The organism is Stutzerimonas kunmingensis (assembly GCF_021432085.1).
In the GTDB taxonomy this organism is placed as follows: Bacteria; Pseudomonadota; Gammaproteobacteria; order Pseudomonadales; family Pseudomonadaceae; genus Stutzerimonas.
Window position 1 is genome coordinate 233,530 of the sequence record NZ_CP090366.1, and the last position, 25,606, is coordinate 259,135.

Consider the following 25,606-nt stretch of genomic DNA (forward strand, 5'->3'; position numbering starts at 1 on the left):
TAGAAACCGTCGGATTGCAGTTTGCGTCAGTCCAATACGCTTATCCTGCCGGGCATATCGGTGGGCTGAAGCCCACCCTACGAGCGGTGCGCTCGGATATCTCCGTAGGGTGGGCTTCAGCCCACCGTTGGGACCGCCGTCTGGGTCTGGCACCTTCTGTATCAAGGCCTACCCGATGACGCTTCGTTCAGAGTTACCCCTCGGCCCCCTGGAGCGCGCCTTCGTCGCCAGCCTGCAACGCCTTGAGCCCGATACTCCTGAGCCGGTGCTGCTCGCCGCTGCGCTGTGTTGCGAAGCCCTTTCCTCGGGCGATGTCTGCCTGCCGCTCCAACGATTCGCCAGCAAACGGCCCTGGCCTGAGGTCGACGTCAGCCTGCCGTCGCTGGCGCAATGGCGTGCGCAACTTGAGGCCTCGCCCCTGATCGGCGGACCGGACGATTACGCGCCGCTGACCCTTGTCGGTGACCGCCTCTACCTTGCCCGTTACCAAGCCTATGAACAGCAGCTGGCGCAACAGCTGCTGACTCGGGCGGTGGACGCACCCGATGTCGACAAAGCCAGGCTGGGCGACAGCCTGGCGCGCTTGTTCGCCTTCAACCAACAGAGCCCCGACTGGCAGCGGTTAGCCGCGGCCCAGGCGGTGCGTCGGCGCCTGGCGGTGATCTCCGGCGGCCCCGGCACCGGCAAGACCACCACGGTTGTGCGCCTGCTGGCCGCACTGTTGGAGCAGCCCGGTGGCGAACGCCTGGCCATCGGCCTCGCGGCACCTACCGGCAAGGCGGCGGCGCGCATGGCCGAGGCAATCCGCAACGCCAAGGCCGATCTGCCGGTTAGCGATGCGGTTAAAGAAGCGCTGCCGGACGAGGCGCGCACCCTGCATCGCCTGCTCGGCAGCCGCGGTGACAGCCCGAAGGTGCGCCATGACGCGGCCAACCCGCTGGCGCTGGACGTGCTGGTGGTGGACGAAGCGTCGATGGTCGATCTAGCGCTGATGGCCAAGCTGGTCGCCGCGCTGCCGCCCAAGGCGAGGCTGATTCTGCTCGGCGACAAGGACCAGCTGGCCGCCGTGGAGGCCGGCGCGGTGTTCGCCGAACTCTGTGAAGGGCGCGGTTTCGATAGTCAGGCCGCGACCGATCTGCAACGCATTACCGGGCAGAACGTACCGGTTGAGACGCCGCGCTCGCGCCTCGGCGATGCGGTTGTGCTGCTCACCCACAGCCACCGCTTCGCCGGCGACAGCGGTATCGGCGAGCTGGCGCGGCGAATCAATGGCGGCGATGCCAAGGGCACGGTGGCGCTGCTGCAGGAAGGGCGCGCCGATCTTGCCTGGAATGCCACGCCAACGTCCGCCGCATTGATCGAGCGACTGGAGCAGGGCTATTCGACCTATCTGCAGGCCGCACGCCAGACCGATCCATCCGCCGCGTTCGAGGCCTTCAACGGTTTCCGCGCGCTGACTGCCCAGCGCGAAGGCGCCTTTGGCGTCACTGGCATCAACGAGGCGCTGGAAGCGCGCTTCAAGCGTCGCCTCGGCGTGCCCGCCCGCGAACGCTGGTACCCTGGCCGCGCGGTGATGGTCCGGCAGAACGACTACGCCCTGGGCCTGTTCAACGGCGATATCGGCTTGTGTCTGAAAACCGAGCAGGGCCTGCGGGTGTTCTTCGAGGGCGACGAGGGCTATCGCGGCTTTGCCCCGGCACGGTTGCCGAGTCATGACAGCGCCTTCGCCATGACCGTGCACAAAAGCCAGGGCTCAGAGTTCACCGAGGTGCTGCTGGCGTTGCCGGAACAGCCCAGCCCGCTGCTGACGCGCTCGCTGTTCTACACGGGCATCACCCGCGCCAAGCGCAAGGTGGAGATCTGGGCGCTGCCGGCGCGGCTGGCCGAAGCGGTCAATACACGCGCCGAGCGCGCCGCAGGATTGGCCGAACGGTTGGCCCTCCCCAGCGCTCAGACCAGAGCCACAGAGGAAGTGCGGGCGGCCAAGCCAGATGAGCCAAAAAGCGATCAGCTCAGCCTTTTCTAAACCGTGCGCGCCTGCTCGAAGCCGGCATGATCGCTGCTCATCGCCGCCTGTTTCGTGAAGCGGTTGTGCGTATGGCGCTCGGAATTCTGTTCCGATGCGCTTTCGCCAAAAGCCGACACCGGGACTTGCGATGAGAACCTTCTTTCTTCTGCTATGGGGCGCACTCAGCCTGTTCATCAGCACCGCGGCGCTGCGTGAACTCTGGCTCGCGCCGTCCGTGGCCAGCGGTTTCGCCCTGCTGCTGGTGGTCTATTACATCGTCTGCTTCTTCCAGCTGATTCGCGCCGCCTACCTGCCATGGGGGCTGCTGGGTGCGTACCGGCGCAGCGGCTACTGGCTGTGCCTGATCCTGCTGCCGCTGACGCTGATCCCGCTGTACGCCGCCTACCAGATCTGGGAGCAGGGCGGTTACGTTGCAGTCGAAGCCTCGTTGCACACCGAATGGCTGCACCTGCTGCTCGGTTGGCTGCAGGACGCCCTCGGTTATCTCGGCCCGCTGCCGGTGCTCGGCGCGCTGGGTGTCGGCATGGCGCTGATGCTGCTGCGTCTGCTACGCGGGCAGGTCGCGCGCTGATCAGCCGTTGAGCAGCGTAAGTACCAGCGGCAGGCTGGCCGCCGCGAGCAGGGTCTGCAAGGTGATGATGCCCGCCATCAGATGGCTGTCGCCGCCGAGCTGGCGGGTGAGCACGTAGGCAGTGGGGGCGGTGGGCAGGGCGAAGAACAGCACCAGGATGGTGGTTTCCATATCGGGCAGGCCGAGCACCATCGCCACTCCGTAGGCGAGCAGCGGAACGGCCAGCAGGCGCACCGCGCTGTTCCAGCCCAGCGCCGGGATTTCCCCGCCCAGCTCCTGGGGTTTGAGCGCCGCGCCGACACAGAGCAGGCCCAACGGCAGGCTGGCGGCGGCGAGCAGACTCAGCAGGCGGTCGGTGCCGCCGGGCAGACCCAGGCCCGACAGATTGACCAGCGCGCCGGCGACACAGGCGAGAATCAGCGGGTTCTTTGCGATGGGCAGCAGCAGACCGCGCACGCTGACGCCGCGCTCGGCGGTCAGCGCCCACACCGACATCACGTTCACCGTCGGCACCATCAGCGCCAGCATCAGCGCAGCCAACGCCAGACCTTCCTTGCCGAACAGGCTGCCCACCGCGGCCAGGCCGAGGTAGGTGTTGAAACGCAGCACGCCCTGCGTGACGGCGCCGAAGCGGCCGGCAGACCAGCCGCGCAACCGCTTGGCGATCAGCAGCCCGATCCAGGCTAGGCCCAGGCCGAGCATCACGGCACCGGCCAGGCGCGGCAGTGCTGGGTTATCCAGCGGCGCGGTGGCCAGGCTGCTGAACAGCAGAGAGGGGAAGAGGATGAAGTAGTTGATGCGCTCGGCGCCGGGCCAGAATTCGGCGCTGGGAAAGGCGCGCAGGCGCAGGAAATAGCCGGCGACGATCAGGGCGAACAGGGGCCAGAGGGCGAGTAGCAGGGCGGTCACGGATACATCCAACAGTGCATGTAGCGCGATCTTCGATGCTGCCAACGTTCAGTGCAACCTTCATCTTCGAGCTGGCGTGGCGGCAGCGTTGCTACGTCGGTCGGACGGTTGTCTGTTGCGTAGTGGCTTGGTGATATCATCGCGAGTCGAACCTGCGAGCTTCCGATGCGCCACATACCCCCCCAGGCCTCTACCGAGGATTTCCGCGATACGCCTTATGGCCGGCAGTTGCATGGCGGGTTCCGTCTGCTGCGCTTCGCGCCGGAGCTGGAGAGGGAGTTTCGGCGCTATCTGGATCGTCATGCGCGGCTATCGCAACGCCTCGCCGCCCTGCTGTTGATCTTCGCGGTCAGCGGTTATCTGTATTGCGAACACCGGTTGTTCGATCTTGCCGATACCGGCTGGCTGACAACGCTGACGCTGTTGCGCCTCCTGCAGATTCTGCCGGGCGTCGTCGTGCTGGGGCTGACCTTCTACAGCCGCAGGTTTCGTGCGCAGGCCAACCGCATATTTCCGGTGCTGCTGGTGATGGTCGGCATGCTGGCCGCGCTGATCGATATCCGCTTCGAAACGCTCGATGCGGAGCTGAATTTCCGTTACGGCGCCGGGCTGCTGATCGTCGCGTCGTTCTTCTTTCTCGGCGTGACCTTCTGGTGGGCGCTGCTGTGCGCGGTGCTGATCGTGCTGGCCGACGTGTGCATGGCCAGCCTGATCCTGTCGGCCGAGCAGATGCCGGAACACTGGATTGCCGTCAGCTACTACCTGCTGTTGCTGATCATCGGCGCGATCAGTCGCTATGTTCATGAGTACTCGCAGCGCGACCAGTTCCTCACCCGCCAACTGCTGGGCTGGGTCGCCGAGCACGACGCGCTCAGCGGTCTGGCCAACCGGCGCAGTCATGATCGCGCGCTGCCCCAGCGGATCGCCCAGGCCCGCCGAGACCGGCGCCCGCTGAGCCTTCTGCTGCTCGATCTGGATGATTTCAAGGCCTATAACGACACATTCGGCCATCCGGCCGGCGATGCACTGATCCGCACCTTCGGCGAGTTGCTCGCCGGCTTCGCGCGGCGCCCGCTAGACGAGGCGGCACGGGTTGGCGGTGAGGAGTTCGCACTGCTGCTGTACAACTGCGACAACGCCGCTGCACAGCGCATTGCCCGTCAGGTGATCAACGCGCTGGCCGCGCTGGATATCAGACATCCGCATGATCCGGCGGCGCGGGTGGGGGTCAGTATCGGGATCGCCACGTTGCAGGACGGCCAGCAGGCCGAGCAGCTCTATCACTGCGCCGATACCGCGCTGTATCAGGCCAAGAGTGGTGGCAAGAATCGCTTTGCCGTCGCGGCCGGGCTACTGCGACCCGAGCCACAGCTTCACTAGCGGATGGCTTAGCGGCGCGGTGGCACCGAGCGGGTGCGGCCGCTGCCGTCGATGGCGACGAATACGAATACCGCCTCGGTAACCTTGCGCCACTCGCTGGACAGCGGATCGTCGCTCCAGACTTCCACCAGCATGCGGATCGAGCTGCGCCCGACCTCCAGCGTCTGGGTATAGAAGGACAGCTGCGCGCCAACCGCTACCGGAACCATGAACGCCATGCGATCGATGGAGACCGTGGCGACACGGCCGGCGGCCACGCGGCTTGCCATCGCGGTGCCGGCCAGATCCATCTGCGACACCAGCCAACCGCCATAGATATCGCCAAAACCATTGGTTTCCCGCGGCAATGCGGTGAGCTGCAGGGCCAGGTCGCCCTGCGGGATCGGATCTTCCTGTTCGTATTCTTTCATTCGGTCGGACTCGCGGCGCGTTGTTGTTCTGGCGCGAAATGCCCGCTCTGGCACGGGCGACGGCGCCGAGTATAGCGGCTGTGTTGCGCTACAGCGACCGAACCAGGTCAACGGTGCTCTTGGTAATCAGATTGTCACACTTGCTTCATAGAGTGTTCACACGGCCTGCAGATACTGGCCCCCGTTCCAACACACTCGAGCACACACCTGCTAGGAGCAAGGTATGAAACTGAATCGTTTGATGGCGGCCCTGACCTTTGTAGCCGCTGGCGTTGGCGCCGCGAGCGCGGTCGCTGCTGTAGACCCGGCCCTGCCGAGCTACCAGAAGACCTCCGGTGTTTCCGGCAACCTGTCCAGCGTTGGTTCCGACTCCCTGGCCAACCTGATGACCCTTTGGGCCGAAGAGTTCAAGCGCAGCTATCCGAACGTCAACATCCAGATCCAGGCTGCCGGCTCCTCCACTGCGCCGCCCGCTCTGACCGAAGGCACCTCCAACATGGGCCCGATGAGCCGCCCGATGAAGGACAACGAGATTCAGGCCTTCGAAGAGAAGTATGGCTACAAGCCAACTGCCGTTCCGGTGGCCATCGACGCCCTGGCGGTGTTCGTGCACAAGGACAACCCGATCAAGTCGCTGGACATCGAGCAGGTCGACGCGATCTTCTCCAGCACCCGCCTGTGCGGTGGCGAGAAGGACATCAAGACCTGGGGCGATCTGGGTATGACCGGCGAGTGGGCGGCCAAGCCGATCCAGCTGTTCGGTCGCAACTCGGTATCCGGAACCTACGGCTACTTCAAGGAAGAAGCCCTGTGTAAGGGTGACTTCAAGTCGAACGTCAACGAGCAGCCGGGCTCGGCTTCCGTAGTGCAGTCGATCTCCAGCACCCTGAACGCCATCGGCTACTCGGGCATCGGCTACAAGACCTCCAGCGTCCGTGCCGTGCCGCTGTCCAAGGGTGGCGAGGCTTTCGAGGCCAACGAAGAGAACGCTCTGGCTGGCAAGTTCCCGCTGGCGCGCTTCTTCTACGTCTACGTCAACAAGGCGCCGAACAAGCCGCTAAGCCCGATCGACGCCGAGTTCCTCAAGCTGGTGCTCTCCAAGCAGGGCCAGGAAGTCGTGGTCAAGGATGGCTACATCCCGCTGCCGAAGAAGGTGGTCGACAAGACCATGCAGGACCTGGGTCTGTAAGACCCGCGTGACGGCCGGCGACGTAGCGCGCCGGTCATGCGCAGATGCCCGCCACGCGAAACGCGCTGGCGGGCTTCGTCGCGTCACCTGGCTGTAATTTTTCTGTCACACAGCTTCATTAGATTAGGCGCCCCGAAGGGCCGCTCTGGCCCAGGAGCCCTGGCATGAACGACATGGAAAACATGACCGCGAATTCCGATGTGCAACGGCTGGACTTCAACACGCCGGCGCTGCAACGCAAGCGCCGCATCCGCGCGCTGAAAGATCACCTGGCACGCTGGTACGTGTCCATCGGCGGTCTGGCGGTGCTGGTCGCCATCACCCTGATCTTCTTCTACCTGGCGCAGGTCGTACTGCCGATGTTCCAGGGCGCCGAGCTGGAAAGCCGCGCGGCGCAGCAGCCGGCCTGGTTGGCCGATGCCGGCGAGCCGCTGCTGCTGGCGGTGGAGGAGCAGAACCAGGTCGCAATGCGTCTGGGTTCCGACGGGCAGGTGCGCTTCTTCGGGCTGAGCGACGGTGCACTGCTGTCGAGCAAGACGTTGCCGCTGCCAGCCGGCAGCCGTGTCGTCTCGGTGGGGCAGGACACGCCAAGCACACGCCGGCTGGTGCTGGGCCTGGATAACGGCCAGGCGCTGGTGCTCGAGCACAACTACAAGGTCACCTATCCAAACAATAAGAAGACCATCACCCCCGAACTCGCTTATCCCTTCGGTGAGGAGCCGCTGCAGCTCGACCCCGAGGGTCGCCCGATCGATCAGGCCGCCATCAGCCTGAACGGCAAGACGTTGCTCGTTGCCGGCGCTACCGGCACGGCATTGCACGCTCAGCGCATCGCCAGCAGCGAAAACCTGATGACTGGCGAGGTGACGCTGGAGCAGGAACGCCTCAACCTGCCGCAACTGGCCGAGCCGATTCGCCAGCTGCTGCTCGACCCGCGGCATATGTGGCTCTACGCAATCAGCGGCAAGGCCAGCGCGGATGTCTTCGATCTGCGCCGCAAGCAGCTCAATGGTCGCTACAAGCTGGTTGGCGACGGCAGCGAGATCACCACGATCAGCCCGCTGCTGGCGGGCATATCGCTGATGATCGGCGACTCCAAGGGTGGCATCGGCCAGTGGTTCATGGTGCGCTCCGCCGACGGCCAGGCGGAGTTGAAGAACGTACGCAACTTCAAGCTGGGCAGCAGCCCGATCCGCCAGATCCTGCCGGAGGAGCGCCGCAAGGGCTTCCTCGCGCTGGATGACGCCGGCAGCATCGGCATTTTCCACAGCACCGCGCATCGCACCTTGCTCAAGGAACAGGTCGCTGAAGGCGCCGCTTTGGCTGCCATGTCGCCGCGTGCCACGCGCCTGCTGGTGGAGTCGGAGCAGGGTCTGCAGCGCTTCGTGATCGACAACCCGCACCCGGAAATCTCCTGGAGCGCGCTGTGGGGCAAGGTCTGGTACGAGAGCTATCCGGAGCCTGACTACGTCTGGCAGTCGACCTCGGCCAATGGCGACTTCGAACCCAAGCTGAGCCTCGCGCCGCTGGCCTTCGGCACGCTCAAGGCGGCGTTCTACGCGATGCTGCTGGCGGCCCCGCTGGCGATCTGTGCGGCGTTCTACACCGCCTACTTCATGGCGCCCAGGCTGCGCAGCAAGGTCAAGCCGATCATCGAACTGATGGAAGCGTTGCCGACGGTGATCCTTGGCTTCTTCGCCGGCCTGTTCCTCGCGCCATTTCTGGAGAACCACCTGCCGGGCATCTTCAGCCTGCTGTTGCTGATGCCGGTCGGGATTCTGTTCGCCGCCTGGGCCTGGAGCCGCCTGCCTCAGGCCGTGCGTCTCGCGGTGCCGGATGGCTGGGAGGCCGTGCTGCTGATCCCGGTGATCCTGCTGATCGGCTTCGGCTCGCTGGAAATCAGCGGCCATCTGGAGAATTGGTTCTTTGGCGGTGACATGCGCCTGTGGCTGTCCAATGACATGGGTATCCCGTTCGACCAGCGCAACGCCCTGGTAATCGGCCTGGCGATGGGCTTCGCGGTGATCCCGACCATCTATTCGATCGCTGAAGACGCCGTGTTCAGCGTGCCGCGCAGCCTGACGCTGGGCTCGCTGGCTTTGGGCGCCACGCCCTGGCAGACCCTCACCCGCGTGGTGCTGCTGACTGCCAGCCCGGGCATTTTCTCCGCGCTGATGATCGGCATGGGCCGCGCCGTGGGCGAAACCATGATCGTGCTGATGGCCACCGGCAACACGCCGATCATGGAAGCCAACATCTTCGAAGGCATGCGCACCCTGGCCGCCAACGTCGCCGTGGAGATGCCCGAGTCCGAGGTCGGCGGCACCCATTACCGCGTGCTCTTCCTCGCCGCGCTGGTACTGCTGATGTTCACCTTTGTGATGAACACCCTCGCCGAGCTGATTCGTCAGCGTCTGCGTGGCAAGTACGCCAGCCTGTAAACCAGATTTCGCAGAAGGTATCGATCCGTGAAAAAGGATTCGTTGAACACCTGGGTCAAGAGCGGCACACCCTGGATCTGGATGAACGCCGGCGCGGTGTCCATCGCCGTGATCATGACCCTGGGGCTGCTGGCGATCATCGCCGTGCGCGGTCTGGCGCACTTCTGGCCGGCCGATGTGATCGTCGCCGACTACAGCATGCCGGGCGCCGAGATGCGCGTGCTGGCCGGTGAGGTGGTCCAGGCTGAAGAGGTGCCACGCGCGCGTCTGGCGGCCAGCGGCCTGCCGGTGAACGTCGAAGGCGGCGAGTTCATGACTCGCGAGTTGCTCAAGGTCGGCAACCGTGAGGTGTACGGCGCGGATTTCTCCTGGGTGGTCGGTGAGTGGCTGAGCAACCAGCGCACACCTGTCGAGCTGATGGTGCTGGAGCGTCGTGAGTGGGGCAATTTCTATGGCTACCTGCTCAACGTGAAGGAAGCCGGCCAGCTGGTCGCTGAGGGAGAAGGCGCCTGGAACGAGTTGCAGGCACGCATCGACCGCGTCGACGAACTGCACACGCAGATCTCTCGTATCGAAAAGGTGGAGATCGGCCGCATCAACCACGGCCTCGAGCGTCTGCGCCTGAAGACCCGTCAGCTGGAGCTGAATGATCGCCTGGACGCGGCTGCGCAGGCCGATCTGGATGCCGAGCGCGCCCAGTGGGATGCCGAGTACCGGGTGCTGGAAGAAAAGCTGGTCGCCCTGCAGCAGCAATTCAACCGCGACAGCATCACCGTGCGCACGGCCGACGGCCGCGAGCAGGAGATCACCCTGGGCAAGGTGGTGCGGGCGTTCCAGCCCAATGCCATGTCGACGCCGCAGAAGCTGATGTTCTACTTCGCCAAGCTGTGGGAATTCGTCAGCGACGAGCCGCGCGAGGCGAACACCGAGGGCGGCGTGTTCCCGGCGATCTTCGGTACCGTGCTGATGACCCTGATCATGGCGGTGATCGTCACCCCGTTCGGCGTGATCGCCGCGGTCTACCTGCGTGAATACGCCAAGCAGGGCCTGCTCACCCGGATCATCCGCATCGCTGTGAACAACCTGGCCGGGGTGCCGTCGATCGTCTACGGCGTGTTCGGCCTGGGCTTCTTCGTCTACGTCCTGGGCGGCTCGCTGGACCGGCTGTTCTACCCTGAAGCCGCACCGGCACCGGTGTTCGGCACGCCGGGCCTGATGTGGGCTTCGCTGACTCTGGCAATCCTCACCTTGCCGGTGGTGATCGTTGCCACCGAGGAAGGCCTGGCGCGCATCCCGCGGATGATCCGCGAAGGCTCGCTGGCCCTTGGTGCGACCAAGTCGGAGACGCTGTGGAAGGTGGTTTTGCCAATGGCCAGCCCGGCAATGATGACCGGCCTGATCCTTGCCGTGGCCCGCGCCGCCGGTGAAGTGGCGCCGCTGATGCTGGTCGGTGTGGTCAAGCTGGCACCGAACCTGCCGCTCAATGGCAACTATCCCTACCTGCATCTGGACCAGAAGATCATGCACCTGGGCTTCCACATCTACGACGTCGGCTTCCAGAGCCCCAACGTCGAGGCGGCACGACCGCTGGTGTATGCGACTGCGCTGCTGCTGGTGCTGGTGATCGCCGCGCTCAACTTCACAGCGATCTACATCCGCAACCACCTGCGCGAGAAGTACAAGGCGCTGGATCATTAATTGAAGCGGCAAGCTCAAGCCACCGGCCTCGGGAGAAACGAGGCGCTGACTTGGGCTTGCAGCCTGTAGCTTGCAGCTGGCAGCTGCGAACGGAGCGAGCACATGCAAACCAACACGCATTCCATTGATATCTCGGCCCTCGGCCGCGACAAGCGCAGCCTGAGCCTGGCCAACGAGCAGGTCGCCATCGAAGTGCCCGATCTGAGCCTCTATTACGGGCAGAAGCAGGCGCTGTTCAACGTCGCGATGAACATCCCCAAGCAGCGCGTGACTGCCTTCATCGGCCCGTCCGGCTGCGGCAAGTCGACCCTGCTGCGCTGCTTCAACCGCATGAACGACCTGGTCGACGGCTGCCGCATCGAAGGCGCCATCAACCTCGACGGCCATAACATCTACCGCAAGGGCGAGGACGTGGCCGACCTGCGTCGCCGCGTTGGCATGGTGTTCCAGAAGCCCAACCCGTTCCCCAAGAGCATCTACGAGAACGTGGTCTACGGCCTGCGCATCCAGGGCATCAAGCAGAAGCGCGTGCTCGACGAGACCGTCGAATGGGCGCTCAAGGGCGCTGCGCTTTGGGATGAGGTGAAGGACCGTCTGCACGAATCGGCGCTCGGCCTCTCCGGCGGTCAGCAGCAGCGTCTGGTCATCGCCCGCACCATCGCCGTGCAGCCGGAAGTGCTGCTGCTCGACGAGCCGAGTTCCGCGCTCGACCCGATCTCCTCGCTGAAGGTCGAAGAGCTGATCTACGAACTGAAGGCCAAGTACACCATCGTCATCGTCACCCACAACATGCAGCAGGCCGCGCGGGTGTCCGACTACACGGCGTTCATGTACATGGGCAAACTGATCGAGTACGGCGACACCGATACGCTGTTCACCAACCCGGCCAAGAAGCAGACCGAAGACTACATCACCGGCCGCTACGGCTAGCCGGCTATGGCAAATCGCGCTGCGCGTTGTCGGCGGCGCTTGCCGTACCTGGTTCGTACTGTCTGCGCGCCGCCTCCTAGCGCAGCACGATTTGCCAAAGGCCGGACCGTCCGGCGAGAGAACAACAGTTTCGCAAGGGTTCGCACATGATCAGCAAAGACAGCCACACCCAACACATTTCCCAGCAGTTCAACGCCGAGCTGGAGGAGGTGCGCAGCCACCTGCTGGCCATGGGCGGGCTGGTGGAGAAGCAGGTCAATGACGCGGTGACCGCCCTGATCCAGGCCGATTCGGGCCTCGCTCAGCAGGTGCGCGACGTCGATGACCAGATCAACCAGATGGAGCGCAACATCGACGAGGAGTGCGTGCGCATCCTCGCCCGCCGTCAGCCGGCGGCCTCCGACCTGCGTCTGATCATCAGCATTTCCAAGTCGGTGATCGACCTCGAGCGCATCGGTGACGAGGCGACCAAGATCGCCCGCCGCGCCATCCAGCTGTGCGAGGAAGGCGAGTCGCCCAAGGGCTATGTCGAGGTGCGCCACATCGGCGACCAGGTACGCAAGATGGTGCAGGAAGCGCTCGACGCCTTTGCCCGCTTCGATGCCGACCTCGCGCTGTCGGTGGCGCAGTACGACAAGACTGTCGACCGCGAATACAAGACCGCCCTGCGCGAACTGGTCACCTACATGATGGAAGACCCGCGCTCGATCTCCCGCGTGCTCAGCGTGATCTGGGCGTTGCGCTCGCTGGAACGCATCGGCGACCACGCACGCAACATCGCCGAACTGGTGATCTACCTGGTGCGCGGCACCGACGTGCGCCACCTCGGCCTGGCACGCATGGCCGAGGAAGTGGAAGGCTCGAAGGAGCGCTGATTCGCGGTCGCGGGGCGGGCAGCGATGTCCGCCCGGCGCCAAAATCTGCGGACAGAGCCGCCGCTGGCGTTGAGGCTCGACCCATCCGCCGGCATCGGTTCGCCTGCACGGATGCCGCTCAGGTGCGAATCAGCGCCTCGCTCAGATAGTCGATCAGTGCCCGCGTCTTCGGTGGCAGATGATGATTCTGCCGCCACAGTAGCCAGGCCGCGCCCTGGTATGAACCGGTGTAGCGCCACTGCGGCAGCACTTCGCGCAAACGACCCTCAGCCAGCGCCTGGGCCGCGGTGAAATGTGGCAGGCAGGTGATTCCCAGGTGTTCCAGCGCCACCAGCAGCCGCGCCTCGCTGTGGTTGCTGATGTAGCGACCGCGCACCGTCACCGTCTCCTGCTGCTCGCCGCGGCGCAGGTGCCAGCGATTGTCTCCCGCCGTTTCTCCCAGATACAGACAGCTATGGCGCAGCAGGTCCTGCGGATGTTGCGGCTCGCCGTGACGCTGCAGGTAGTCGGGGCTGGCGCAGAGCAGTTGGCGCACCGGCCCGAGCGGCTTGCCGGCCAGGCCTTCGGGTGGATTGTCGGTGACCTGCACCAGCAGGTCGAAACCGTCCTCGATCAGGTCCGGGCTCTGGTCGCTGATCCGCAGCTGCACATCGACCTCGGGGTAGCGCTGGAGAAAAGCCGGCATCAACGGTCCGACGACGAACTTGCCATAGGCCTTCGGCACGCTCAGGCGCACCAGCCCGCGCGGGCTGCGCATCAGCCGCTCGCCGATGGCGACGGCGGCATCGGCCGCATCGAGCATGTCCCGGCAATGCTGGTAGAACTCCGCCCCGGCCTCGTTCAGCCGCAGCTGGCGTGTGGTGCGTTCCAGCAGGCGCAGCGCCAGGGCCTGCTCCAGCCGTGCCACCTGGCGGCTCACCGCCGACGGTGTACTGCCCAGCAGGCGCGCGGCGCCGGAGAAGCTGCCGGCCTCGACCACCCGCACGAACACGGCCATGTAGGGCAGCAGGGCTGCGCTGTCATTCGTTCCCATGCGGAACAGGTCCTGTGCTGTTTCGCTGGATTATCGACTGCCGCGACAGGCCCGACAATCAGCGCCTGATTGGTGCGGGGATTCGAACATGAAAGGCACGTTGAGACAGGGGCTGTGGCTGGCCGATGGCATGCTGCTGACGGTGGCGCTGATCTGGGGCAGCAGCTATGCGGTGGCCAAGCAGGCGCTGCTGTTCTACCCGGTGCTGGGTTTTCTGGCGATCCGCTTCGGCCTGACCTTTGTCCTGCTGCTGCCGCAACTGCGCGGCGCCGGTCGCCGGGCGCTGCGCCCCGGCCTTCCGCTGGGGCTGGTGATGCTGGCGATCTTTCTCTGCGAGACCTGGGGCGTGATGCTGACCAGCGCCAGCAATGCGGCGTTTCTGATCAGCCTGTGCGTGGTGATCACACCGTTCATGGAATGGCTGCTGCTGCGCCAGCGGCCGCACAACACGCTGTTCCTCGCCTGCGCGCTGTCGCTGGCGGGCGTCTGGCTGCTGACCGGCGGGCCGCAGCTGTCGCTTAATCTCGGCGATGCGCTGATGCTGGCCGCCGCGTTGCTGCGCGCGGTGCTGGTCTGCCTGACCCGGCGATTGACGGCCGGCCGGGAAATCCCGGCACTGGCGTTGACTGCGGTGCAGAGCGGAGTCGTTGCGGCGGGCTGCATCCTGCTCGCCGTGTCGTTGCCGGGCGGACTGCCGGCGCTGCCGGTGGCGCCGGGCTTCTGGTTCGGCACGCTGTATCTGGTGCTGTTCGCCACGCTGTTCGCCATGTTTGCGCAGAACCGCGCGCTGGGGCGCAGCAGCGCAACGCGGGTGTCGCTGCTGATGGGCTCCGAACCGCTGTTCGGCGCGATCATCGCCAGTCTCTGGCTGGGTGAGCGGCTGGGGCCGATGGGCTGGGCGGGTGGGTTGCTGATCATGCTGGCGACGCTGTGCACCCTGGGTATCGGCCGCCAGCCGGCGCCGAGCACGGCCGGCGATGGTGCGCCGGTCCGTGCCTAGCGTGCAGGCACGGCGACAGGCCGGTCAGCCCTGCCGCAGTTCGGCCTGCAGCTCATCCAGCGCCGCCTGGCGCTCGCCGTCCTGCAGGCGGACGCCGGGGTTGAGCGAGGACCACTCCGGATGGGCGCGGCAGCGCTGCAGCGCATCGGGCAGCTTGCCCTCGCGCCAGCCCTGATCCTGCGGCGTGGCCAGGCGGATCGCTTCCGTGGCAGCGTGCCCTCGGGTGGCGAGCACGGCGAGCAGCTGGCGCTGTCGCAGGGCGAGCAGGCGCAGCACGGCGTCATCGACGCTCAGTTCACGCTGGCCCTTTAGTTTGCCCAGCAGGCGATTGCCATAGTGCCGCGCGGTCTGCGCGCCGCCGCCGGCAAGGGCGCCGAGCAGCGCCGCCGCGCCGAGGGTGATGCCGCCGACCATCAGGTCGACCCCGGCACCGGCGGCCGCGCCTGCGGCCATACCACTGCCGATCTTCACGCCCAGCTGCTTGAGTGTTTCCGGATTGAACAGGTCGTCGCCCCAGCGGCCGTTGAGCAACGGCAGGTCGCTGGCCGCCGCCTGCTCCTTGCGAAAGGCGTACAGGCGCAGCAGGGCCTCGACGCAGCGCTGCTCGCGGCCGCGCACGGCGTCGTGCAGTTCACGAATGGCGCCGCGCTCCAGCTCGGGCTGTGCGGCGACGCTGCGTCGGCAGGCGGCGACGTCTACCAGTAGCTCGGCGATCAGCCGCTGGCCGCTGACCAGGCGCGCCGCAGCCTGGGCTTCATGGTCCTCGATCAGCCGCTGCAGCTTGGGCCGTGCCTGTTCCAGCAGCAGCGCCAGGCTTTCGTACAGGCGGCGCTCGCCATCCACCGGCGGCGCCACGCTGTCGAAGCGCACCAGTGCATGCAGGCCGAGACGGGCCAGCGCCTGACGCCATTCATCTTCACGATGCCCCGGCTGGGCAACGAAGTTGAGCACCGGCAGCAGCGGCTTGCCGCAGCCGGCGAGTACCGCCAGCTCGTCCTTGTACTTGGCCAGTACCGGCTCGCGGGCATCGATCACGTAGAGCCCGGCATCGCTGGCGAGCAGCTGGCGCAGCACCTTGGCTTCCTGCTCGAAGCGCTGGCGCGCCTCGCTGCCGTCGAGAAAGCGTGCGGTTCGCGCCGGGCCGTCGAGGCGTTCGCCGGGGCGCTCCACGCGTTCCAGGTAATCGAGCAGGGCGATGGCATCTTCCAGGCCGGGGGTGTCGTACAACTCCAGCAGCGCCTCGCCGTCCACCGACAGCCGTGCGCCTTCGACATGGCGGGTGGTGCTGGGACGGTGCGAAACCTCGCCGAAGCCTGCATCACGGGTCAGGGTGCGCAGTAGCGAGGTCTTGCCGACATTGGTATGGCCGACCACGGCCAGTTTCAGCGCTTCAGTCATGGCCTGTCTCCAGCCAGCGCAGCGGGGCGCAGCTCGAATGCGCCAGCCCCAGGGTATCCAGCGCCTGATGCCAGTCTTCCAGGCGCGCGCTGTCCAGCGCCTCGCCCGGCGGCGCCTGCAGCAGCCAGACGCGGGTCGCAGCGGCGCAGCGCGACAGCTCGCCGATCAGCGCCAGGGTGCCGCGATCCGGAGAGCGCCGGGGATCACAGGCGATGGCCAGGCGCGCCGGCGGAAAACGGGTGAGCTGATCGAGCAGGCGTCGGCGCCCCTCGCGATCGTCGAGGATGCCGGCATCGGCGATGCCCTTGGACAGAGCCGGTGGCCAGGGGCGACTGCCGTCCAGCTCGATGGCCACCAGCACGGCGCCGGCACTGCCATCGAGCTGGGCGCCGGCGCTCGGCGCGTGCAGCTGGGCCGGTGCCGCATCACTGATGCCTAGCCGCTCACTCGGCGGCTGCAGGCGCTCGCGCAGCAGGCGATAGGCCGGCAGGTTCAGATCGAGGGTCAGCGCAGCCCGTCCACGCCGCCAGCGCCACAGGCAGAGGCTCGCCAGCAGCAGTCGCGGCAGCAGGCCGTAGACCAGCAGCACGCCGACCAGCCAGCCGGCCCAGCGTTGCCGGGCGCCGTCCAGATCGCCGGCGAGTGCGCCGCTGGCGCGGATCTGCTCGACATCCGGCACGCTGAAGCCGAGCAGGGCCGGCAACGCGCCGAGGGCCTGAGTCAGGCCGACGAAGGCGTTCTCACCAAGGATGGTGGTTTCCCAGACGAAGCCGTAGCGGCGGGTCGCCAGCAGGGCGAGGAGGGTGAGCAGGGCGCTGGTCATCGCCAGCAGCCATAGGGCGTGCACGCCTGTTCCCAGCAACCAGCGGCCGAGTCGGCGTTGATGCAGCACGCTCAGCAGGGCTGGGGCCAGCTGCGCGGCCCGGGCATCACGGGCGAGCTTTTCGCTGAGCCAGAGCCACAGCCGCCCCAGCGCGCCGCTGCTGTCACCGGTCAGCAGCAGGCCGAGCAGCCAGCCGAACAGGGTCAGCAGGTTCAGCCCGAGCAGGCTGCCCAGCGCCCAGAACACGTTGACCGGCCGCTGCCCGTCGCCGAGCGCGGCGAAGGCCAGCCCGGCACCGGTGAAGAGCGCCAGCAGGATCAGCGCGAGCGCGCCCAGGCGGGCGCCCTGACGCCAGTGCCGGAGCGCCTCGATGAGCCCGTCACGGTGCGCCAGCCAGAGCGCGCGGCGCTCGATCAGCGCCGGCAGATCGCCGCCCTGGGTACGGGCCTGGCGGTTGGCCTCGTCGTCGTCCAGCGGCCCGGCATGCTCTTCGCGCAGGCGCACGGCTTCGGTCAGCCAGATTCGGTCGAGCGGAGTGAGATCGGGAGAGGGGCGGACGGTCACGCGGCTTCTCGCTGGCGGGTCGAGCCCTGAGGATAACCGCTGCCGCGCGGAACGGGGAAACGGGGAGCCGTTGCGGCTCCCCGCTGTGGTCGTCAGTCGTTGCGCAGGCGCACGGCGATATCCGGCTGGTCGATGAACAGGCCATCGATGCCGGCATCAAGGAAGGCGCGGATCTCCGCTTCGCTGTCGCCGCGCTCGTGGCGCTTGTCGCTGCTGCGCAGGTTGGCCGGGAGGAAGGCGTTTTCTGCGCGGAAGGTGTACGGGTGGACCTTGAGCCCGACCGCATGGGCGGCGGCGACGAAGCCGGTCGGCGTGCCCAGATTGCCGTTGCCGTCACGCGGGATGATGTAGCTCTTCTCCGGGCCGACGCCGGCGGCGTAGCGGGCGATGGCCTTGAGCCCGGCGGGCGTCGCCATCTGCGCGTAGGTCAGCTTGCTGCCGCGCACCTGCTGGTCATACGGCTGACCCGAGCTGAACAGCTGCACCAGGCGCAACTGCGTCAGGCGGCTGAGGGTCTTGAGGTTGTCCACCTCGAACGACTGGATATACACCGGCGCCTGGCGCCCGACGTAGCCGTTGCGGGTGAGGATGCGCACCAGCGGTTTCTCCATGGCCAGGCCGAGCTGCTGGAAATGCGTCGGATGCTTGGTTTCCGGGTACAGACCGATGCGCCGGCCCTGGCTGAGCTGCAGCGTTTTCACCAGGTCGATGATCTCCTGCAGGGTCGGGATTTCCAGGCTGCCGTCCATGCGGGCATTGCCCGGGCGGATATCCGGGATGCGCTCGATGGCGCGCAGGGTCTTCAGCTCGGCGAGGGTGAAGTCTTCGCTGAACCAGCCGGTGAGGGTGACGCCGTCGACCTGCTGGGTGCGCTTGCGATCGCCAAACTCGGGGCGCTGGGCGACATCGGTGGTCAGGCCCAGCTCGTTGTCGTGGCGGGCGACGATATGGCCGTCACGGGTCATCACTAGGTCCGGCTCGATGTAGTCGGCGCCCTGAAACACGGCCAGCGCATAGGCGGCCAGGGTGTGCTCCGGTACATAGCCGCTGGCGCCGCGGTGGGCGATCACCAGCGGGGTCGGCTCGCCCCGCACAGCCTGGTGTTTCGCGGCGTGTTCATCCGCCGTAGCGAAGCCGGCCAGTGGAAGCAGCAGGGTGCAGGCGGTCAGCCAGCGGCGAAGGGAAGCGGTGGTCTTGCGGGCCATTTCGGCATCTCCTCGGTTTGGATGTCACAGCCTGAGCCACTTGCATGACCGGACGTTGACGCTGCGTTGCCCCTTGTATTGCAAAGCGATGAAGCCGACGAACGGCTGGCGCTTCGGCAAGCTGCATCGCTCTGCTATTCTCGCCGCCATGAATCAGACCCGCCTTCCCCTCGCTATGATCGCCGCCCTCGCGCAGAACCGCGTGATCGGCCTCGACAACCGCATGCCCTGGCACCTGCCTGCCGATCTCAAGCATTTCAAGGCCATGACCCTCGGCAAGCCGATCATCATGGGCCGTAAGACCTGGGATTCGCTCGGCCGTCCGCTGCCGGGGCGGCTCAACCTGGTGGTCAGTCGCCAGGCGGATCTGCAGCTCGACGGCGCGGAAACCTTCACCGACCTGGATGCCGCGCTGGTGCGTGCCGAGCAGTGGGCGCGTGAGCAGTGCGTCGACGAGCTGATGCTGATCGGCGGTGCGCAGCTGTACGCCCAGGCGCTGGGGCAGGCGCAGCGGCTGTACCTCACGCGTATCGATGCGGCTCCCGAAGGCGATGCGTTCTTTCCGGCCTTCGACGAGGCTGAGTGGCAGTGCGTCGAAAGCCAGCCACATCCGGCTGAGGGCGAGGCACCAGCCTACCGTTTCGAAACCTGGCAAAAACAGAGCTGACCGGCACCTTCCTCGCTTGATCGGTGCCAAATCTTTCGCGGGCCGCAGCTTCTATGCTGGCCCGTCGCTGTCGTAACGAGAAATCTCATGCAACCTGACAAATCCGACGCCCCGGAAGCCGAGCGCGTTGCCGCGATCTTCGTCCGCCACCCGTTGTGGGAGGACGGCCTGGCCCTGCTCACCGGCACCGCGCTGGTCGCCCTTGGCATTGCCTTCTACAGCCATGCCGGGCTGCTCACCGGCGGCACCGTTGGGCTGGCGTTCCTGCTGAAGTACCTGGCCGGCTGGTCGTTCGGCCCAGTGTTCTTTCTGCTCAACCTGCCGTTCTACGCGCTGGCGATCTGGCGCATGGGCTGGCAGTTCACCCTGCGCACCGTCTGCGCGGTGGGGCTGGTCTCGCTGTTCGCCGAACTGACCCCGCAATGGGTGCGCTTCGCCGAGCTGAATGTGGTCTACGCTGCTGTGTTCGGCGGGTTCGCCATCGGCATCGGTCTGCTGATCCTGTTCCGCCATCGCGCCAGTCTTGGTGGGGTGAACATCCTCGCGTTGTTCCTGCAGGAGCGTTTCGGCCTGCGCGCCGGCACCTTCCAGATGGGTATCGACGCGCTGATCGTCATGGCCGCGGTGTTCGTCGTGCCGGCGGACAAGGTGCTGCTGTCGGTACTCGGCGCCGTGGCGCTGAATCTGGTGCTGGCGATCAATCACCGCGCCGATCGCTACATGGGCGTTAGCTGAGGCTGATCAGCTCGACCTGTGCATCACCGTCGTTCAACTCCAGCAGCGCCAGGCTGATCGGCAGGCTGAAGCGTCGCGGACCGGCGCTGCCCGGGTTGATGTAGAGCACGCCGTCGCGCCGCTCGACCTTCGGTTTGTGCGAGTGGCCGGCGATCACCACGTCGATGCCGGCGGCGATCGGGTCGATATCCAGCTGCTTGAGGTCATGCAGCACGTGCAGCGTGAGACCTCCGATGCGCAGGTCCAGTCGCTCGGGTAGCTCCCGTGCCCATTCGGCCGTATCGATATTGCCGCGAATCGCCTCCAGCGGCGCGGTGGCGCGCAGCCCGTCGAGCACCTGCGGTTTGCCGATATCGCCGGCGTGAATGATCTGCGCGCAACCCTGCAGCGCCGCCAACGCCTCCGGGCGGAGCAGGCCGTGAGTGTCGGAGATCAGGCCGATGCGCATGCCGGTTTTCCCCTTGAATAGTCTTCGTTAGGTCATCCGACCCTTGGCCGGCAGCTGTGGTTGCGGCAGGCTTGGGACCCTCGGGTCGAGGAGTCTGGCATGGATCGAGTGGATTGCGTGGTGGTGGGTGCGGGAGTGGTCGGGCTGGCGGTGGCACGCGCGCTGGCGCTGGCCGGGCGCGAGGTGCTGATACTGGAAGCCGAGGCGGCTTTCGGCACCGCTACCAGCGCGCGCAACAGCGAAGTCATCCACGCCGGCATCTACTACCCGCAGGGCTCGCTCAAAGGCCGGCTGTGCGTCGCCGGGCGCCGTCAGCTCTACGATTTCTGCGACAGCCATGGCGTGGCCTATCGCCGCTGCGGCAAGCTGATCGTTGCCACCGACGAGGCCCAGATCGCTGCGCTGGAGCAATTGCAGCGGCACGCGCAGGCCAATGGGGTCGACGATCTACAGCGTCTGGATGGCCACGAGGTGCTGGCGCTGGAGCCGCAGCTACATGCGGTGGCTGGGCTGCTTTCGCCAAGCACCGGCATCATCGACAGCCACGCGCTGATGCTGGCACTGCTGGGCGATGCCGAGCGCCACGGCGCGATGCTGGCGCTGAACGCGCCGGTAACGGCTATCGCCGCCAGTGACGACGGGCTGCATGTTTGGATTGGCGGCGCCGATCCGCTGCAGCTGCTGGCCCGCACCGTGGTGAACTGTGCCGGGCATGGCGCGCCCATCCTCGCCGCGAACACCGTGGGGTTGGACCCGGTGGCGCGGCCGCGGCAGTACTTCGCCAAGGGCAGTTATTTCAGCCTGGCCGGGCGCACACCGTTTCGCCATCTGGTCTATCCGCTTCCGGAACCCGGCGGGCTTGGCGTGCACCTGACCCTGGACCTGGCGGGCCAGGCGCGTTTCGGCCCGGATGTGCAGTGGCTCGAGGACCTGGACTACTGCATCGAGCCGGAACGGGCCAATGGCTTCTACGCGGCGATCCGCCGCTATTGGTCGGGGCTGCCGGACGATTCGCTGCAACCGGCCTACACCGGCATCCGCCCGAAGATCAGCGGGCCCGCCGAGGCGGCCGCGGACTTTTGCATCGACGGCCCGGCGCAGCACGGCATTGCCGGCCTGGTGAACCTGTTCGGCATCGAATCGCCGGGACTGACCGCCTGTCTGGCGATTGCCGAACACGTCTGCGGGCTGCTCGACCCTGAGCCATTGGCGACCTGATCACGCGCTGGCGCACCTGCGTTGCGGCCCGTCCGGGCGGGTAGCACACTGCAACCCGCCGCGATCGGACGGCGCAATCACCGGCAAAAGGAATGTGCATGGAACAGACAGGCGAAGCTCGACCGCTGAAAGTCTATCTGGCGGTCGGATTGCTCCAGGGATTGACGCTCTGGGCGGCCAGCGAGGCGTGGCCGCACGCTGCTGGCTGGCGCGTGCTGTGCTCGGCACTGCTGACCTTCACGGTGATTGGCGGCTGGCAGGTGCAGCTGCTCTGGGGCGATCTGCGCGCGGCCGGGCGCTGGCGCCTGGTGCTTGCCGCCGCCGCGCTGCCGGCCGTGCTGGCGGGCGGCCTCGCGCTGCAGTTCGACCAGCCGCGCTGGTATTACCTGGGTGAATCCGTCGGCACCCTGCTGGCCTGGAGCAACCTGATCCTGGCTTATGTGCTGACGCCCTTCATCCAGGCGCGGGATGCCGATCATCGCTGGCGTGTCGACTACGCCGCGCTGTACCGGCATGCCATCAACAACGGGCTGCTGCTGTTCATGGCGCTGCTGATGCTGGCGGCGTTCTGGCTGCTGATCTGGCTCTGGGCCGGCCTGTTCAAGCTGGTCGGCATCAGGATTTTCGCAACGCTGTTCGAGTCCTCCGGCTTTATCTGGATCGCTAGCGCGACGGTTGTCGCCATCGGGCTGTGGATCGGGCTGGAGCGCGGCCACGTGGTCGATGCGCTGCGCAATGTGCTGCAGGCCATGTGTCGCTTCCTGCTGCCGCTGACGGTGCTGATCCTGCTGCTGTTCGTGGTCTGCCTGCCTTTTACCGGCCTGCAGCCATTGTGGGAGACCCGCCACGCGACGCCGATCCTGCTGGCCATGGTGTTCGCCCATGTCGCGCTGCTCAACGGCGTCATTCAGGATGGTCGGCAAGCGGTGCATTACCCGCGAGCGCTGCGCGTGCTGGTCGACGCCAGCTCCCTGTGCCTGCCGCTTCTGGCAGGGCTTGCGATTTACGCGCTCTGGCTGCGGATCGGCCAGTACGGGCTCACGCCTGATCGGGTGGTGGCGGTCGGTGCGACGCTGGTTGCCCTGCTGCATGCGCTGGCGCTGATGGTAGCGGTGCTGCAATGGCGGGATGGATGGCTGGCCGGCCTGCGCCAGAGCAATCCGCTGCTGGCGCTGGTTTCGGTGGCACTGTTGCTGCTCATGCATCTGCCGCCGTTGAGCCCGTTGCAGCTCAGCGCAGCCAACCAGTACCAGCGCCTGCTCGACGAGCAGGTGCCGGCAGAACGCACCGATCTCGGCGCACTGCGCTTTCAGCTGGGGCAACCCGGTCGCGACCAGCTCGAAAAGCTGCGTCAGCGCGTGGTCGAGCCTGGTCTCGCAGACGCGCGACGGGAGCAACTGCAGGCAGACCTGCAGCGACTGGACAAGGCCGACAGCTACTGGAACTGGCGACACGAGCACGATATGGCCAATACCGCACCGGTGCCCTGGATCGGCGAGCCTCTCGAGGATGCCGGTGGCGCGTTGGCACAGGCCATCGCGACCCAGGGCTGTGACGGGGACTGCGCCCTGTTCGCCGTCGATCTGGACGATGACCGTCAGCCCGAGGTGCTGCTGCTACGCGGTGCGCGGCAGCGGATCGTGACGGTGCTGGGGCGTGGCGATACCGGTACTTGGCGATGGATCGGGCACCTTCGCACGACCGATCAGCAAACCCTCGACGGCGAGACCCTCAAGCAGCAGATCGAGCGTGGCGCTTTGCAGGTGGTAGCGCCGCGCTTCAAGGCGCTGGAAATCGACGGCATCCGTCTGGAACCGGCGATTACCGAATAGTCTGCTGAGCATGAAAAGCCCGACGCGAAGGTCGGGCTTTTCATTTACAGCGAGCAAGCCTGGCGATCAGCCGTCCAGCATCGCCTTGTTGCGCACCGCACCCTTGTCGGCGCTGGTGGCGAGCAGGGCGTAGGCCTTGAGCGCCGTCGTCACCTTACGGGTGCGTGGCTGGGCGGGCTTCCAGCCTTTCTTGTCCTGCTCGATGCGGCGGTGGGACAGTTCTTCATCGCTGACCTGCAGCTGGATGCTGCGGTTGGGGATGTCGATCAGCACCTTGTCGCCGTCCTGCACCAGCCCGATGGCGCCGCCCGCAGCCGCTTCCGGCGAGGCGTGGCCGATGGACAGGCCCGAGGTGCCGCCGGAGAAGCGGCCATCGGTGAGCAGGGCGCACTCCTTGCCCAGTCCCTTGGACTTCAGGTACGAGGTCGGGTAGAGCATTTCCTGCATGCCTGGGCCGCCCTTCGGGCCTTCGTAGCGGATGATGACGATGTCGCCGGCCTTCACTTCGTCATTGAGGATGCCTTTGACGGCGCTGTCCTGGCTTTCGAAGATCTTGGCGGTGCCTTCGAAGACGTGGATGGATTCATCCACTCCAGCGGTTTTCACCACGCAGCCATCGAGGGCAATGTTGCCGTAGAGCACGGCCAGGCCGCCTTCCTGGGAATAGGCATGCTCGACGCTGCGAATGCAGCCTTCGGCGCGGTCCAGGTCCAGGGTGTCCCAACGGGTCGACTGGCTGAATGCCGTTTGCGTCGGGATGCCCGCCGGGCCTGCCTTGAAGAAGGTGTGCACCGCTTCGTCTTGGGTCTGGGTGATGTCCCACTGCGCGATGCCTTCAGCAAGCGTCCGGCTGTGCACGGTGGGGACGTCGGTGTGCAGCAGGCCGCCACGGGCGAGCTCACCAAGAATGGAGAAAATGCCGCCGGCGCGGTGCACGTCTTCCATGTGGTACTTCTGGATGTTCGGCGCAACCTTGCACAGCTGCGGCACCTTGCGCGACAGGGCGTCGATGGCGCGCAGGTCGAAGTCGACCTCGGCTTCCTGAGCGGCGGCCAGCAGGTGCAGGATGGTGTTGGTCGAGCCACCCATGGCGATATCGAGCGTCATGGCGTTTTCGAACGCGCGGCGGCTGGCGATGTTGCGCGGCAGGACTGATTCGTCGCCCTCGCCATAATAGCGCTGGCACAGCTCTACGATGGTGCGGCCGGCGCGCAGGAACAGCTGCTCGCGGTCGCTGTGCGTAGCGAGGGTCGAGCCGTTGCCGGGCAGGGCAAGCCCTAAGGCTTCGGCCAGGCAGTTCATCGAGTTGGCAGTGAACATGCCGGAGCAGCTGCCACAGGTCGGGCAGGCGCTGCGCTCGTATTCGGCGACCTTCTCGTCCGAGGCGCTTTCATCGGCAGCGATGACCATGGCGTCGACCAGGTCCAGGCCGTGGCTGGCCAGCTTGGTCTTGCCGGCTTCCATTGGGCCGCCGGAGACGAACACCACCGGGATGTTCAGGCGCAGCGCGGCCATCAGCATGCCGGGGGTGATCTTGTCGCAGTTGGAGATGCAGACGATGGCATCGGCGCAGTGCGCGTTGACCATGTACTCCACCGAATCGGCGATGATCTCGCGCGAAGGCAGCGAATAGAGCATGCCATCGTGGCCCATGGCGATGCCGTCATCGACTGCGATGGTGTTGAATTCCTTGGCGACGCCGCCGGCCTTTTCGATCTCGCGAGCGACCAGCTGGCCCAGGTCTTTCAGGTGCACGTGACCAGGCACGAACTGGGTGAAGGAGTTGGCGATGGCGATGATCGGCTTCTTGAAGTCTTCATCCTTCATGCCGGTGGCGCGCCACAGCGCGCGGGCGCCGGCCATGTTGCGGCCGTGCGTGGAGGTTTTCGAACGGTAATCAGGCATGACGGTTCCTGCGGCTAATCAGGTAATCGGAGGTATGCGTATGGTGAGCAACGCCTGTGCCGGATGCAACGGAGGATGACCGTGCGTTCGGAAGGGGCCGGGTCGAGGCGGGTAGACGCTCGTAGGGCCTGGGCTCAGAGTCCGCCGTGTGGTGAATGGCGAGATATCACCGATTCTACGCACGTTCCGGCAGCCGGGCCAGGCGGGACGATTGCCGGTCCTGCGCTACCCCGCATGCCAGCGGCCCGGAGCGGCTGGATCGGGCGTGAGGCCTGCGCATCGGCCGCCTTTTTCGGCGTATGACCGCCGGTCCCCTTGACTGGCAGGTCGAGGATCGCTCGCTAGA

General features: G+C 66.2%; 21 protein-coding genes. 13 read left to right on the forward strand and 8 right to left on the reverse strand.

Annotated features, from left to right (window positions below):
- Positions 1-175 precede the first annotated feature (175 nt).
- Positions 176-2,026, forward strand: coding sequence for an exodeoxyribonuclease V subunit alpha (gene recD, locus LW136_RS01145; protein WP_234174477.1), 1,851 nt, complete (start codon positions 176-178; stop codon positions 2,024-2,026).
- 130 nt (positions 2,027-2,156) lie between these two features.
- On the forward strand, positions 2,157-2,600 hold the full coding sequence (locus LW136_RS01150; RefSeq protein WP_234174478.1) for a hypothetical protein: 444 nt from the start codon (positions 2,157-2,159) through the stop codon (positions 2,598-2,600).
- Here LW136_RS01150 and LW136_RS01155 read toward each other — a convergent pair whose 3' ends face one another.
- Positions 2,601-3,509, reverse strand: coding sequence for an AEC family transporter (locus LW136_RS01155; RefSeq protein ID WP_256449920.1), 909 nt, complete (start codon positions 3,507-3,509; stop codon positions 2,601-2,603).
- Between the two features lie 165 nt (positions 3,510-3,674).
- On the opposite strand from LW136_RS01155, the gene LW136_RS01160 reads away from it, so the two are divergent.
- Positions 3,675-4,889: a GGDEF domain-containing protein gene (locus LW136_RS01160; protein ID WP_234174479.1), complete on the forward strand. Its 1,215-nt coding sequence runs from the start codon at positions 3,675-3,677 to the stop codon at positions 4,887-4,889.
- Positions 4,890-4,897: 8 nt separating this feature from the next.
- On the opposite strand, the gene LW136_RS01165 is transcribed toward LW136_RS01160, so the two are convergent.
- Entirely contained in the window at positions 4,898-5,299 is a 402-nt protein-coding gene (locus LW136_RS01165) for an acyl-CoA thioesterase (RefSeq protein ID WP_003303235.1), read from the reverse strand.
- Between the two features lie 223 nt (positions 5,300-5,522).
- Here LW136_RS01165 and LW136_RS01170 point away from each other — a divergent pair, with 223 nt between their 5' ends.
- The 5 genes from LW136_RS01170 to phoU all read left to right on the forward strand — a co-directional run bounded on the left by LW136_RS01170 (position 5,523) and on the right by phoU (position 12,432).
- Positions 5,523-6,488, forward strand: coding sequence for a PstS family phosphate ABC transporter substrate-binding protein (locus LW136_RS01170; RefSeq protein ID WP_014818690.1), 966 nt, complete (start codon positions 5,523-5,525; stop codon positions 6,486-6,488).
- 164 nt (positions 6,489-6,652) lie between these two features.
- Positions 6,653-8,929, forward strand: coding sequence for an ABC transporter permease subunit (locus LW136_RS01175; RefSeq protein ID WP_042923539.1), 2,277 nt, complete (start codon positions 6,653-6,655; stop codon positions 8,927-8,929).
- Positions 8,930-8,956: 27 nt separating this feature from the next.
- Complete coding sequence (gene pstA, locus LW136_RS01180; protein WP_256449921.1) at positions 8,957-10,627, forward strand: phosphate ABC transporter permease PstA; 1,671 nt, start codon at positions 8,957-8,959, stop codon at positions 10,625-10,627.
- Between the two features lie 102 nt (positions 10,628-10,729).
- On the forward strand, positions 10,730-11,557 hold the full coding sequence (gene pstB, locus LW136_RS01185; protein ID WP_230357564.1) for a phosphate ABC transporter ATP-binding protein PstB: 828 nt from the start codon (positions 10,730-10,732) through the stop codon (positions 11,555-11,557).
- A 146-nt stretch (positions 11,558-11,703) separates the two neighbouring features.
- Positions 11,704-12,432: a phosphate signaling complex protein PhoU gene (phoU, locus tag LW136_RS01190; protein WP_003303228.1), complete on the forward strand. Its 729-nt coding sequence runs from the start codon at positions 11,704-11,706 to the stop codon at positions 12,430-12,432.
- Between the two features lie 118 nt (positions 12,433-12,550).
- Here phoU and LW136_RS01195 read toward each other — a convergent pair whose 3' ends face one another.
- Positions 12,551-13,465 carry a LysR family transcriptional regulator gene (locus LW136_RS01195; RefSeq protein ID WP_234174480.1) on the reverse strand — a complete coding sequence of 305 codons (915 nt, stop codon included), beginning with the start codon at positions 13,463-13,465 and terminating at the stop codon, positions 12,551-12,553.
- 88 nt (positions 13,466-13,553) lie between these two features.
- Here LW136_RS01195 and LW136_RS01200 point away from each other — a divergent pair, with 88 nt between their 5' ends.
- Positions 13,554-14,465 (forward strand): DMT family transporter, encoded by a 912-nt coding sequence (locus LW136_RS01200; protein WP_234174481.1) that lies wholly within the window; start codon positions 13,554-13,556, stop codon positions 14,463-14,465.
- A 24-nt stretch (positions 14,466-14,489) separates the two neighbouring features.
- Here LW136_RS01200 and LW136_RS01205 read toward each other — a convergent pair whose 3' ends face one another.
- The 3 genes from LW136_RS01205 to LW136_RS01215 form a co-directional block, all read right to left on the reverse strand.
- A complete protein-coding gene (locus LW136_RS01205; protein WP_234174482.1) occupies positions 14,490-15,863 on the reverse strand; it encodes a DUF3482 domain-containing protein in 1,374 nt (457 codons plus the stop codon).
- Positions 15,856-17,250 carry a DUF2868 domain-containing protein gene (locus LW136_RS01210; RefSeq protein ID WP_234174483.1) on the reverse strand — a complete coding sequence of 465 codons (1,395 nt, stop codon included), beginning with the start codon at positions 17,248-17,250 and terminating at the stop codon, positions 15,856-15,858. Before LW136_RS01210 ends, LW136_RS01205 begins: the two co-directional genes overlap by 8 nt.
- A 92-nt stretch (positions 17,251-17,342) precedes the next feature.
- Positions 17,343-18,455 carry a glycerophosphodiester phosphodiesterase gene (locus LW136_RS01215; RefSeq protein ID WP_234174484.1) on the reverse strand — a complete coding sequence of 371 codons (1,113 nt, stop codon included), beginning with the start codon at positions 18,453-18,455 and terminating at the stop codon, positions 17,343-17,345.
- A 148-nt stretch (positions 18,456-18,603) separates the two neighbouring features.
- Here LW136_RS01215 and LW136_RS01220 point away from each other — a divergent pair, with 148 nt between their 5' ends.
- Both LW136_RS01220 and LW136_RS01225 read left to right on the forward strand, forming a co-directional pair.
- On the forward strand, positions 18,604-19,122 hold the full coding sequence (locus tag LW136_RS01220) for a dihydrofolate reductase (RefSeq protein WP_234175224.1): 519 nt from the start codon (positions 18,604-18,606) through the stop codon (positions 19,120-19,122).
- Positions 19,123-19,209: 87 nt separating this feature from the next.
- Complete coding sequence (locus LW136_RS01225) at positions 19,210-19,857, forward strand: YitT family protein (RefSeq protein WP_014818699.1); 648 nt, start codon at positions 19,210-19,212, stop codon at positions 19,855-19,857.
- On the opposite strand, the gene LW136_RS01230 is transcribed toward LW136_RS01225, so the two are convergent.
- Entirely contained in the window at positions 19,850-20,305 is a 456-nt protein-coding gene (locus LW136_RS01230; protein WP_234174485.1) for a metallophosphoesterase family protein, read from the reverse strand. The genes LW136_RS01225 and LW136_RS01230 overlap by 8 nt on opposite strands.
- Positions 20,306-20,404: 99 nt before the next feature.
- Between LW136_RS01230 and LW136_RS01235 the strand changes: the two genes are divergently transcribed.
- A complete protein-coding gene (locus LW136_RS01235) occupies positions 20,405-21,523 on the forward strand; it encodes an NAD(P)/FAD-dependent oxidoreductase (RefSeq protein WP_234174486.1) in 1,119 nt (372 codons plus the stop codon).
- A 98-nt stretch (positions 21,524-21,621) separates the two neighbouring features.
- The gene (locus LW136_RS01240) at positions 21,622-23,355 is read left to right on the forward strand and encodes a DUF4153 domain-containing protein (RefSeq protein ID WP_234174487.1); all 1,734 of its coding nucleotides are present in this window, start codon (positions 21,622-21,624) and stop codon (positions 23,353-23,355) included.
- 66 nt (positions 23,356-23,421) lie between these two features.
- Here the strand turns inward: LW136_RS01240 and ilvD are convergent, their stop codons facing one another.
- On the reverse strand, positions 23,422-25,260 hold the full coding sequence (gene ilvD / locus LW136_RS01245) for a dihydroxy-acid dehydratase (RefSeq protein WP_014818703.1): 1,839 nt from the start codon (positions 25,258-25,260) through the stop codon (positions 23,422-23,424).
- Between the last annotated feature and the right edge of the window lie 346 nt (positions 25,261-25,606).